The sequence below is a fragment of the Laribacter hongkongensis DSM 14985 genome (genome assembly GCF_000423285.1).
GTDB classification, from domain to species: Bacteria; Pseudomonadota; Gammaproteobacteria; order Burkholderiales; family Aquaspirillaceae; genus Laribacter; species Laribacter hongkongensis.
In genome coordinates, this window is sequence record NZ_AUHR01000029.1 from 1 (window position 1) to 7,922 (window position 7,922).

Below are 7,922 nucleotides of genomic sequence, written 5' to 3' on the forward strand. Positions count from 1 at the left end.
GCCTGATCGGCATCCCATTCGACCTGCACACCCGCAGCGCCAGTGCGGTGGCCATGCCACCATGCACCCGCCAGCAGCACTAGGCAGAGCAGCACGCGAACAGCCCCATGCGAGAGATCAGTCATCCCGCCCTCCCCTCACACCGGGCCCGCTCCTCTGCCCGACGCTTGACCAGTCCGGGCAAGCGTTTCCCTCCCGCATAGGTCCAGCGATCAATTTCGGCACACGCTCCGGCGTAGTCGCCGGCATTGAGCTTTCGCACCAGCGTTGAGCCACAAAACGCCCCCGAGCCGATGTTGTAGGCCAGCGAGACAAAGGCGTCATACTCGTGCTGGTGCAATGGCACGCGAACGCATTGTTTCAGCGCCCCCTCGAACTTCTGCACGTCGGTCAATGCCCGGGCCAGCGCCTTGGGCGGCGTGATGCGGTCCCCCATCTTCACGCCTTCGGTTGTGCCAAAGCCGATGGTCGGCACATCGCCCGGTACCGGAATGTATGCCGTGTCCCGGTAGCCTTCGTGCAGGGCAATCCCGACCAGCGCCGAGGCAGACAGCGTCAGGGCCGCAGCTATTTGTCGTGTGCGCATGCCTGTCGCTCCGATTTGAATTGGGTTGCGCGTGACTCCCTGCGCCACTTGGCCAGCAGGTAGGCCACCTGCAAGACGAGATACAGCACCGTCAGCCACTGGATCACATCTGCCACCGAGACACCGGACAGCACGGCAGCGGTAACGCTGACCGGTGGAGCTGCCTTGATTGCCTCCACGGCTGTTTCTTTTGGAAGAGCCATTACATGCTCCCTTCCGGCCAGCCAGGCACAAATGCCTCCAGCTGCTCGCGGCTCATATCCGCGATTTGCTGTTCCATCTCAAGCCGACGCTGATAGATCTGTGCGCCACGGGCTGTGATGGCCTGCCACAGCGATTGCAGCTCATGCAGAGTCATAGCCACGATCTGGCGATCTGCCGTCACCCATTGCTCATTCGGCACGGCACCAGCGAGCAATACGTCACGGATGTCCTGCAGTGCCAGCGGAGTGGTCAGCCAGCGATGGCCGGCGTATTCAATCCCGGCCGCGCGCTCGCTGTTCTCCCAATGGGGAAGCATTGCCAATAGATCGGCTTTGATTTGCCGGATGTTCTCCGGATCATTTGCAATGTAAATGAACTCGCCGTTCAAAAACCTGTAATCATGCGGCGATTCAAAAACATGAGCGGGACATTCAATCGTTTCAAGGTAAGGCGCTTCAGAAATCACGCTTGAAAGCCTGCCGTCTCTGGCATCAAGAATCACACGAAAAATACTGTCTGACATGTCAACCTATCTTGTAAAGATATGCAGATGCATTGAAATAGTCTGCCCTGAAATTCCTGGCGATATAGAAACCGCTATTTGTCGCGGACTTCACAAGTGCTGTGCCAGCACTATGTGGGGTAGTTGCAATGACAGCCGTTGCATTTATATCTGTCCACACGATGTATAGGCCCGTCCCCCAATTGCCGTACAAGTCAATCGTGACGGCCACTGAAACTGAATAAGAATTCACAAGCCTTGCACCTCCGGAATCCGGCACTGGCAAGGTGACATTGCCACCTGCATCCGGCCCCAATCCATTTACTGTTGCCACTTTTGACTGGGCAATGGATATTGCACTCTGGACTGAATCAGACAATGACTTGGACAGGGCCGACAATTCCGTATCCGTTGCGTATTGCGGATGCGGATCCGGTTTGGCTTCATGGGAGCATTGGCAGTTGCTACGCTTTCAGCAGCCTGCCGGGCACTTTCTGCTGCATGATTTTCTGACCGGGCAGCCGAAGCAGCGGATTCACCGGAATGCTGCTCACTGCTGGCCGCAGCGGCTGCACTGTTGGCTGCCGCGGTCTTGCTGTCCATTGCACTGCCGGCGCTGGCCGCTGCCTCGGTGGCCTTGCTGCTGGCGGTTGCAGCACTGCCAGCAGCAGATGCCGCACTGGAAGCTGCCGAAGCTGCATGCCCGGCTGCCGCTTCCACGCTGCCGTGAATGGATGCAGCATCTGCTGCTGCACTGGCTGCACTTTGGCCTGCTGAGGTCGCAAACTCACCGGACTGCCGGGCACTCTCAGCCGCTGCGGTTGCACTGCTGGCTGCGGCGGTCTTGCTTTTCGATGCACTGCCGGAACTGGTTGCCGCCGCATCAGCGTGCCCGGCTGCCGCTGCTACACTGCCATGAATGGATGCTGCATCTGCTGCTGCACCGGCTGCACTTTGACTGGCAGAGGTCGCGCTTTCGGCTGCCTGCCGCGCACTGTTTGCCGCTGCCGACGCACTGCCGGCTGCGGCGGTCTTGCTTCCCGATGCGTTGCTGGCACTGGCGGCTGCCTCACCAGCCTTGCTGCTGGCCACTGCCGCACTGGCTGCTGCTGAACCTGCATGCCCGGCTGCAGAAGCCTCCGATTGTGCAGCCGGGCCCGCGCTATCAACCGCCTCGCTCGCTTTGGTTTCCGCCAACGCAGCACTATCGATAGCCTGCCTGATGCCATCAAGCAGCTCACGCATCAATTCGTCCGGGTCCTGGCCGGACGAAATGTTGACCTTGATGGCTCGCCCGACTTGCTCAATCGCTTGCTGAATGAGGATGGTCAACCGGTCGAGGCCGGCATTGATGGTCTCAGGATAGAAACCGCCCTGATTCGTCAGGGTGATCGGCTGCAGGTTGGCCATGCTGCTGGTGATTGCCAGTCGCTCTCCGGTCGGCAGCGGGATGTTCAACACCACTATCCGCCTGGTGCAGATTCCTGCTCCGGATTGAGCGTAACGCTGTAATCACCCCCCGGTGTCAGGGTTGTTTCTATCCCGCCCGCGTCGGCCTGCACCACTTTGACGTCAGCCGCTTCAAAGACCTTGAACCCAAATGGAAACGAGGTCGCTGTTCCATTCCCGAGGAATGGCCCGGCTTTGCGTATCTCACTCGAAATCGCCATCACGACTCCCTCTATTGATGGCTTGAGGCTATCAATCAGGAGCCGAGATACGTGTACGGTCAGGCGGCTTGGCGTCTGGTGAAAACCAGGTTGCGCAGAAACTCAAAGGGATCGGCAGGATCCTCCTGATCGGTTGCCAGGTCATAGAGATACGACCCGGTAATCCATGCCTGACTGGACGGTAAGGCCATCCATGTTCCGGCCAGGTCAACGGCCAGCTTCACGTCAGACGGCTTGAGATCCCGCTCACCTGTTGCCATGTCGGCCGCACGGTTGACCAGTTCAGGAACCGCTTCCAGTGCCCGGGCCACCGGGCTGATTTCATAGCCGAACGGAGAGTTGATTGCGCCGATGATGTCCCTCAACCCCACGACCGTCTGGGCCGGGTAAGTCGCAATTTTCCACCAGTTGTTGAGAGACGTTGAGATATTTCAGGAGGGGACGAAAGATAAGTGGGAACAACCGGGATGATACGGGAAGAGTCCGGAAGGCCCCACTGAAAGAAACTTTCAGAGGATGAAAAGACAAACGGGCCGCGATTGGCCCGTTTTTTATTCGGTGAATAAGGCGCCCTGCCGCCGCGCCATCTCCTCCTGGCGCACCGTCTTCACGATCTTGTAAATCCACTGAAGGGAGACGCCGTACTTCCGGGCCAGCTCGCTGTGGTTGGCGCCGGTGAAGTCGTCGTAAATCTGGCGATCGCGCTGCGAGAGCTTGTAGGACAGGCCCATCGGGAAATAGATGTTCTGGCCGCCCCAGTGCGCGGCCATGCGGTCGGCAATCTCACGTCCCACCTGGTCGGCCTTGTCCTTGTCGAGACCGGCACTTTCTTTCAGCGCCAGGGCGCACTGCACAGCATGTAGTCGAACTTACGCGCGCCGTGGCCGTCGTCGGAGAGCGTGTTGCCGGCGACGATGTTGCCGACGTCCTGCCCCTTGATAAGCATGTCCGCCTTGCAGATGGCGTAGGACTCGTCGTTCAGCTCCTGACCAAACAGGGTGAGGCGCGCCTGCGGGTTGTGCTCGGCGAGGAATTCTCCGGCCACCGACAACATGCCGCCGGTGCCCGCCGTCGGGTCGTACAGCGTGCGCACCACTGCGTTGCCGGCGGTCAGTACGTCGTCGTCTTCGATGAACAGCAGGTTGACCATCAGGCGGATGACTTCGCGCGGGGTGAAGTGTTCCCCCGCCGTCTCGTTGGAGATTTCGGCAAACTTGCGAATCAGCTCCTCGAACACTAGGCCCATGCTGGCGTTGTCGACCGACGCCGGGTGTAGGTCGATGTTGGCGAACTTCTCGGTCACCAGATACAGCAGGCCCGCTCGGTCTGCCGTGCCCCACTGTTCGCCCAGCACGGCTCCTGCAAGTAGCACGTCGCGGATGTCTTGCAAAGCTGCCGATGTCGTCAGCCAGCGCTGACCAGCGTGCTCGATACCAGAGGTACGCTCGGCTTTTTCCCATGCCGGTAACATGAGCAGTGCACAGTCACGTAGCGTATCGAGCGTTGCCGGCGGTGGATCAGTGAGAACGGGATAGCCCTGCTCGTCTGCCGTGATAATCCTTCCGTCAGATTGTCCAGCCAACAGCGCCGCATGCTGTTCGGATGTGATTTCGCCAGCATCAGCAGGAATGGCGTTGTTGCTGTAGTGGTCGTAGAAACCGCACGTTGTTGCTGAATAGAACATGTTCAGTATCCGATCTCTGACCATCCGTATGTTGTGCCGTTATCAGCACTCCCATTGTTGATCACAAAACTGGACGGCGTGATCGATTCTGCAAAATCTCCGCGTTGTTGTGCATTCGCAGATGACCTGATGCAGTGAACCGATGCGCATGCAAATGGAAACGCAACAGGAAATATGATTTTCGCATTTGCAGTTCGCCCCACCTGTCCGGTCATACCCCACTACACGATCAGCCCACCCGGTAGACGCTGGTATCCAGTTGCCGCAAACAACTGGTTTGACCCGATAAACGACGTCAGCTCGACTTTCTGCGCCCACAAACGGGCAACTTCGGTCGCCAGCTGCACCGCATCAGCCGCACCGGGATTAGTCACTGCGCCGAAAAGACGGCAGACCCAGACAGAGGTCACGTTGAGCGGGCGGGTTTCTGTGGCTCCAGCGGCGCTGATGAATCTCATGTCGTCGACAATACCCGATCCGCCATTCAAAGCGAACTGACCTCCCCCGATTTGATATGTCGAAAGCGACCCATGCAGCGGGTGCGTATGGCTCATGAGTTCATCTTACTGAATCAACCCCGGCGTTCCTGTCGACAGCTCCCCGTCACCCCGGACAAAAAACGCTCCTTTCGAGCCTAGCGACTTGATGTTGTAGTCCGATATGCGGAATGTCGTGCTGCCATTGCCATATGTCTAGGCCCCACGCTTGAGCGGGTCGGCCTGCCAGTCTGCCTCGGTCACTACCGGCACGGCTCCTGCCTAGATCGCGGCCTAGATATCGGGATACAATTCCCGGCTCAGTTCCTGCCCGTCGAGCGGCGCATAGCCGGCATGTTTAATCCCGGCGGCCCATTCGAATTTTTCCCAAGCTGAAAGCTTGTTTTCAGTGCGTCACTCATATTCACATGATTACTATTGACAATTAATTAACATTTACAAATGTTCTGCATGTTAGATTGACGATTCGATCAAAAAAACTCATGAAGTTGACATGTCTCCCCGCCTTGATCCCATCCGCACTGCTTGCCTGATCGCCTTTCTGCGAAATAGCTTTCCAACTTCACACCTAATTGCACCCTCACTGCGCACGAATGACCATTCGCACCGCACACTAGTTGCGCGTACTTGCTCACCAGGCTCCCACACGGGGGCAGAATAGGATTCGCTAGGGCAGCTTCAGACTTTTGGCAAACCTCACTGTCGCTGACCAGCAGCAAATGTCTGTTCACGCTCGTAATCTAATGACCGGTTCCGGACCAAAGCTGACCGTTGCTCTGATCCCTACCTGCAGCGGGTGTTCGGCGGTTCGATTGACTGACGGCTTAGGCCAATTACAGCGATGGCCAAACATTCGAGAAATCCATTTTGACTTTGATCTGAAATTCGAAATCCATGATTGCTCGGGCGCAATCAATCTTCCCCCACCAGCGGTCGACAACGTAATGGTTGATTGGATCTCGATAGTAATAAAGGTTACTTCCGATCCGCGGGCTGCGGTTGTGTTCGGGCCAGTTGGTGGTGCGGTGACGGGTCTTGCGCGGGTTCATGCGACCAGTCTACCTCGCACTACCCGGGTAGCCCGGCAGGACTTCTGCAACAAGGCTAGGGCTTGTGTGGGTTCATGCGGCGAGTCTACGCTGCACTCGCCTGGACAGCCTCGGTAGGAGTTATGCAACAACGCCAACTTCATATATCGTTATACCCCGACCATCGATGGTTTGGGCATTGAAACGCGAGACCAACACAATCTCGAAACTGAAACGGCATAGTTGAAAACTTTTTTACCTCGCACGGTAACAATGATTTTGTTACTGGATAACGTCGCATCCGGCGAGATCAAGCTCAAGTGATTTCCTGCACTTCAGTAAAAAAACATGCGCCCGGTCCGATTAGGGCGTTTTTATGCATTCTAAAAATATATTTTCAAGATTAAAAAATTATGTCTGCGATAGACAGTGCAATTAATTGCATGGATCAATATTATTATTTCTCCATAAATCAGCGCGCCTACGATCCTCTTCTATCGTAGCAGCATTCCAATACACTATGCATTTTCTTATCTGGAATCCACTTACACCATTACGGGAAAAACGAGCTTCTTGATGCCTGCGCTCAGCAATCAGCACACCATCCTCAGTGAGTTTTTTTAGGCTTTGACATACGCTACTCAGCTTTTCAGATTCTCCAATTGCTCGGGCAATAAGAATAGCCGGCATCGGAGGTGCCCCAAATTCACGCAATCCATCATGACTAAAATCTGTCAACGCTGCAACAATAGCTCGTTTTCTATTAGTGTTCCCCATGCATTCACCCAATCCAACAACCATCTTAATGGTTATTACTATTACGACCAAAATAAAAAAAAAAAAAAAACAAAAAAAAACAATAAAGCACAAACGACATCCTGAGACACAAAAACAAATAAAAAAAATAAAAACCCAGAAATAGAAAAAATTACTTCAAAACATAACCACGCACATTATCAATAATAGCCAATAGATAAAAAATCTTGCTGTATATACTGGTCGTAATAATAAGATAAATTATTTTAATGCATAAAAATTAACAATTAAAATCATATACTTATAAAACAATATCAATTTAATATACATTTCAGCCGCGCAATGCGCTCCAATAGATATCCAGTCCCGGACGATTACAAACGCGTTTCTTGAACAGTTCCGGGCGCTGTTTCTGCCATGCCTTCATGGCCTGAACCGGTGTCCGGTGTCGCAGGACCAACTGCGGCAGATACTGGTTGTAGAGCAGCACATGGCGCTCCAGCGTGGCTGAGAGATCCTGATCCGATTCGAAGCCGTGCGTGGCCAGCACCTCGCTGATCCGGCCGTTGAAACGCTCCACTATCCCGTTTGTTTGCGGTGTGCGCGGTTTGGTCAGCCGGAACTCAATCTCCAGCGCTGTACATAGCCGGTCGAATTCATGCTCGCCGCTGGACTACTTCTGCCGGTTGAACAGGCCATCGGTGAACTCACTGCCGTTATCGGTCAGGATCGTTTGGATGTGGCACGGCGCCACCATCTGCAGCGCTTTCAGAAAGGCCTTGGCCGCCGCGGCCGTTTTGTCGGGCCTGATTTGCACGAAGACCCAACGGGTGGCCCGGTCGATGGCCACAAACAGATAGCGGCGTGCCGTCTCGTCCGGCATCTGCGGCAGGTATTTGACGTCAATGTGGAAATAGCCGGGGTCGTATGCCTTGAACGGTTTGCGCACCGGTCGGTCAGGTATTGACTCCAGATCGCGCAGGCTGCCCACGCCG

11 protein-coding genes and 1 pseudogene are annotated in these 7,922 nt (G+C 55.4%); all 12 read right to left on the bottom strand.

What is annotated here, in order from left to right; translation table 11 throughout:
- Positions 1-121: 121 nt before the first annotated feature.
- Positions 122-586 carry a lysozyme gene (locus G542_RS0113770; RefSeq protein ID WP_012697032.1) on the bottom strand — a complete coding sequence of 155 codons (465 nt, stop codon included), beginning with the start codon at positions 584-586 and terminating at the stop codon, positions 122-124.
- Positions 568-789 (bottom strand): hypothetical protein, encoded by a 222-nt coding sequence (locus G542_RS0113775; protein ID WP_012697031.1) that lies wholly within the window; start codon positions 787-789, stop codon positions 568-570. The genes G542_RS0113770 and G542_RS0113775 overlap by 19 nt, the downstream gene beginning before the upstream one ends.
- Positions 789-1,313 carry a DUF4376 domain-containing protein gene (locus G542_RS0113780; protein ID WP_027824404.1) on the bottom strand — a complete coding sequence of 175 codons (525 nt, stop codon included), beginning with the start codon at positions 1,311-1,313 and terminating at the stop codon, positions 789-791. The genes G542_RS0113775 and G542_RS0113780 overlap by 1 nt, the downstream gene beginning before the upstream one ends.
- 300 nt (positions 1,314-1,613) lie before the next feature.
- Positions 1,614-2,750, bottom strand: coding sequence for a hypothetical protein (locus G542_RS18635; RefSeq protein WP_155826724.1), 1,137 nt, complete (start codon positions 2,748-2,750; stop codon positions 1,614-1,616).
- Positions 2,751-3,021: 271 nt separating this feature from the next.
- A complete protein-coding gene (locus G542_RS0113795) occupies positions 3,022-3,327 on the bottom strand; it encodes a hypothetical protein (RefSeq protein WP_027824407.1) in 306 nt (101 codons plus the stop codon).
- Between the two features lie 186 nt (positions 3,328-3,513).
- Positions 3,514-3,816, bottom strand: a complete 303-nt coding sequence (locus G542_RS17085) for a Mor transcription activator family protein (RefSeq protein WP_051190079.1) — start codon at positions 3,814-3,816, stop codon at positions 3,514-3,516.
- Entirely contained in the window at positions 3,795-4,646 is an 852-nt protein-coding gene (locus G542_RS19345; protein WP_162142379.1) for an N-6 DNA methylase, read from the bottom strand. Before G542_RS19345 ends, G542_RS17085 begins: the two co-directional genes overlap by 22 nt.
- A 2-nt stretch (positions 4,647-4,648) precedes the next feature.
- Positions 4,649-4,861 (bottom strand): gp53-like domain-containing protein, encoded by a 213-nt coding sequence (locus tag G542_RS19690; RefSeq protein ID WP_373279787.1) that lies wholly within the window; start codon positions 4,859-4,861, stop codon positions 4,649-4,651.
- A 6-nt stretch (positions 4,862-4,867) separates the two neighbouring features.
- Entirely contained in the window at positions 4,868-5,200 is a 333-nt protein-coding gene (locus tag G542_RS0113810; protein WP_012697481.1) for a hypothetical protein, read from the bottom strand.
- Positions 5,201-5,976: 776 nt separating this feature from the next.
- On the bottom strand, positions 5,977-6,192 hold the full coding sequence (locus tag G542_RS18640; RefSeq protein WP_012697482.1) for an Rv1289 family protein: 216 nt from the start codon (positions 6,190-6,192) through the stop codon (positions 5,977-5,979).
- Between the two features lie 414 nt (positions 6,193-6,606).
- On the bottom strand, positions 6,607-7,041 hold the full coding sequence (locus tag G542_RS18645) for a hypothetical protein (protein WP_155826726.1): 435 nt from the start codon (positions 7,039-7,041) through the stop codon (positions 6,607-6,609).
- A gap of 217 nt (positions 7,042-7,258) precedes the next feature.
- A pseudogene (locus G542_RS19350) lies at positions 7,259-7,922 on the bottom strand (DDE-type integrase/transposase/recombinase); the annotation flags it as partial.

Bases quoted from the DNA above. Each gene is read 5' to 3' on its own strand.
- G542_RS0113770 (WP_012697032.1), bottom strand. From the start codon at position 586: ATGCGCACACGACAAATAGCTGCGGCCCTGACGCTGTCTGCCTCGGCG.
- G542_RS0113775 (WP_012697031.1), bottom strand. From the start codon at position 789: ATGGCTCTTCCAAAAGAAACAGCCGTGGAGGCAATCAAGGCAGCTCCA.
- G542_RS0113780 (WP_027824404.1), bottom strand. From the start codon at position 1,313: ATGTCAGACAGTATTTTTCGTGTGATTCTTGATGCCAGAGACGGCAGG.
- G542_RS19345 (WP_162142379.1), bottom strand. From the start codon at position 4,646: ATGTTCTATTCAGCAACAACGTGCGGTTTCTACGACCACTACAGCAAC.
- G542_RS19690 (WP_373279787.1), bottom strand. From the start codon at position 4,861: ATGACCGGACAGGTGGGGCGAACTGCAAATGCGAAAATCATATTTCCT.
- G542_RS0113810 (WP_012697481.1), bottom strand. From the start codon at position 5,200: ATGAGCCATACGCACCCGCTGCATGGGTCGCTTTCGACATATCAAATC.
- G542_RS18640 (WP_012697482.1), bottom strand. From the start codon at position 6,192: ATGAACCCGCGCAAGACCCGTCACCGCACCACCAACTGGCCCGAACAC.